Origin of the sequence: Pseudotabrizicola sp. (genome assembly GCF_030656345.1) — a bacterium.
Classification (GTDB): domain Bacteria; phylum Pseudomonadota; class Alphaproteobacteria; order Rhodobacterales; family Rhodobacteraceae; genus Pseudotabrizicola.
In genome coordinates, this window is the sequence record NZ_JAUSNR010000025.1 from 1 (window position 1) to 1,763 (window position 1,763).

At 64.1% G+C, this 1,763-nt stretch carries 3 protein-coding genes; all 3 read left to right on the forward strand.

The genetic code is table 11. The features are described 5' to 3' along the window. The coding region (locus Q7J44_RS15175; protein ID WP_304881294.1) for an ATPase, T2SS/T4P/T4SS family at positions 1–892 on the forward strand (892 nt) is incomplete at its 5' end. 17 nt (positions 893–909) lie between these two features. After that, the gene (locus tag Q7J44_RS15180) at positions 910–1,329 is read left to right on the forward strand and encodes a hypothetical protein (protein WP_304881296.1); all 420 of its coding nucleotides are present in this window, start codon (positions 910–912) and stop codon (positions 1,327–1,329) included. After that, the coding region (locus Q7J44_RS15185; RefSeq protein WP_304881297.1) for a type IV secretion system protein at positions 1,329–1,763 on the forward strand (435 nt) is incomplete at its 3' end. The genes Q7J44_RS15180 and Q7J44_RS15185, both read left to right, overlap by 1 nt.

The window sequence follows — 1,763 nt, forward strand, 5'->3', positions numbered from 1 at the left end:
CCCGCTTACCCAGACCGAGATCAAGGACCTCGGCAACCAGATCGCCTCGGCCGCCTCAACCACGCTCAGCACCAAGAAGCCCATCGTCTCGGTGTCGATCCTTTATCGCGACCGGCCTATCCGGGCGCAGGTGATCCAGCCGCCCGCTGTCGAAGGGGGTTTTTCGATCTCGCTGCGGTTCTTCTCCTCCCTGCCACTGGAGGCCATCAAGCTTGGTTTCCTCTATGGCAAGGAGCGCAGCCTCGAAGGCCTGCGCCGTGAACGCAACGCCGCACTGCGCGATGTGGTGGCCTCCGGTGACATCGACGCCGCCTTGCGGTTCTGCGTCGAGAACAAGCTCAACATGATCGTCTCGGGTGGTACCTCGACCGGCAAGACGGTCGCGGCGCGCAAGATCCTCTCGCTGATCCCTCCAGAAGAGCGGATCATCACCATCGAAGAGGCAGCCGAGCTGCGGCCCGAGCAGCCGAATGCCGTGACACTGATCGCGGACCGGGACACGGAGGCGCGTAGCGCCGATGTGCTTCTGGCCTCGACCCTGCGGATGCGGCCCGACCGGATCGTGCTGGGCGAGGTCCGTGGCCGCGAGGCCATGACCTTCCTCGAGGCGATCAACACCGGGCATGGAGGCTCGCTCACCACGCTGCATGCCGAGACCCCGCAACTCGCCGTCCGCCGGCTCGCCATAGCCGCCCTCAAGACCGATGTGCCGATGACCTATGCCGACATGGTCGACTACATCGAAGGCTCCATCGACGTGATCATCCAGGCCGGCCGTCATAATGGCGCGCGCGGCATAACCGAGTTCTTCTTGCCGGGGCAGGCAAGACATCCAGACCAGAACACGGGTCCAACCGGGGGTGCCGCGCGCGCCACGGTCGCGGCCGAATGAACCGAAAGGAAAGCCCCATGCGCAAGATCACCCTCACCGCCGCTGTCACCCTGCTGGCCGCGCCGCTCGCGGCCCAGACCTCGCCTCAGGTGACGAACGATCTCACCGTGACCATGTCGCCCCAGCAATACCGGATCTGCAACGACCGGCCCGCTCGCCCGACCTGGATGGACGAGGTCCACCCGCGCGAGGCCTATAAGGCGCTGACGCTGATGCGGCTTTACGAGCTGCGGTCATGGGAGGCGATCCAGGAAACCGGCGATTGCGGCTGTGATGTGCGCTTCCCGTCATGGGATGCAGCCTCGGCCGAGTACGAGGAACGGTTCGCGACAAGCACCCAAGCGGAGCACACTCAGGCCCAATTGGCCCTTCGGAACGAGCAGAACCAGATCGCCCGCGACGTCCAGGATATCTGCGAAACCCAAGGCAACTGGTAATGAGCATCGTCAGCTGGATGGTTGGAACCGCTGACGGTTTCCTTGCCGATGCCGCCGAGTCCCAGTTCGGGGTGGTGGCAAGCAATACCGGCACGATCGTCCTGCTGATGGTCACGCTCTCGCTGATCGGCGTCTGCATCAACATGGCCTTCCAGTTCCGCAGCATGGATGGGGCCAGCTTCTTCTGGTACCTGATCAAGCTGATGTTGATAGGGCTCTTCGCATTCAACTGGGCCAACTTCAATGCGGTCGCCAATGCCGTGATCGGCGGGCTCGACTACGTCGCCGGGGCCCTGATCTCCTCGGTTGGCGGCGGCGGGGCAGGGGCCACCTACTTCGCGGGCGAATTCGACCGGCTGATCACCGAGTTCAGCCAATACCTGAACGCGATCGGCAACAACCTGAACTGGATGACCGGCGCGATCCTGGGCGGG

Bases quoted from the DNA above. Each gene is read 5' to 3' on its own strand.
- Q7J44_RS15180 (WP_304881296.1), top strand. From the start codon at position 910: ATGCGCAAGATCACCCTCACCGCCGCTGTCACCCTGCTGGCCGCGCCG.